The organism is Janthinobacterium sp. DSP2-3-3, assembly GCF_049897325.1.
Lineage (GTDB): Bacteria > Pseudomonadota > Gammaproteobacteria > Burkholderiales > Burkholderiaceae_D > Janthinobacterium.
On the sequence record NZ_JAFCWA010000038.1, the window covers coordinates 1 to 1,035 of the forward strand.

At 51.4% G+C, this 1,035-nt stretch carries 1 rRNA gene; it reads right to left on the minus strand.

What is annotated here, in order from left to right:
• A 23S ribosomal RNA gene (locus ACP7DE_RS27975) occupies positions 1-1,035 on the minus strand; the annotation flags it as partial.

A 1,035-nucleotide genomic window follows, 5' to 3' on the forward strand; every position in this document is an offset into this window, starting at 1 on the left:
CGAGTTCTCTCAAGCGCCTTAGAATACTCATCTCGCCCACCTGTGTCGGTTTGCGGTACGGTCTCGTATGACTGAAGCTTAGAGGCTTTTCTTGGAACCACTTCCGATTGCTTCGTGAACAAGTTCACTCGTCCCATCCCCTTGAATTGCGCGCCCGGATTTGCCTAAGCGCCTTCTATGAGACAGAAACCAACTATTCCAACAGTTGGACAACCTTCCGCGATCCGTCCCCCCATCGCATCATACGACGGTGCAGGAATATTAACCTGCTTCCCATCAGCTACGCATCTCTGCCTCGCCTTAGGGGCCGACTCACCCTGCTCCGATGAACGTTGAACAGGAAACCTTGGGCTTACGGCGTGGAGGCTTTTCACCCCCATTATCGCTACTCATGTCAGCATTCGCACTTCTGATACCTCCAGCATCCTTTACAAGACACCTTCGCAGGCTTACAGAACGCTCTCCTACCATATATCCTAAGATATATCCGCAGCTTCGGTGACTGGCTTAGCCCCGTTACATCTTCCGCGCAGGACGACTCGATCAGTGAGCTATTACGCTTTCTTTAAATGATGGCTGCTTCTAAGCCAACATCCTGACTGTTTTAGCCTTCCCACTTCGTTTTCCACTTAGCCAATCTTTGGGACCTTAGCTGGCGGTCTGGGTTGTTTCCCTCTTGACGCCGGACGTTAGCACCCGACGTCTGTCTCCCAAGCTCGCACTCATCGGTATTCGGAGTTTGCAATGGTTTGGTAAGTCGCAATGACCCCCTAGCCATAACAGTGCTCTACCCCCGATGGTGATACTTGAGGCACTACCTAAATAGTTTTCGGAGAGAACCAGCTATTTCCAAGTTTGTTTAGCCTTTCACCCCTACCCACAGCTCATCCCCTAATTTTTCAACATTAGTGGGTTCGGACCTCCAGGGCGTGTTACCGCACCTTCATCCTGGCCATGAGTAGATCACTTGGTTTCGGGTCTACACCCAGCGACTGATCGCCCTATTCGGACTCGATTTCTCTACGGCTTCCCTAT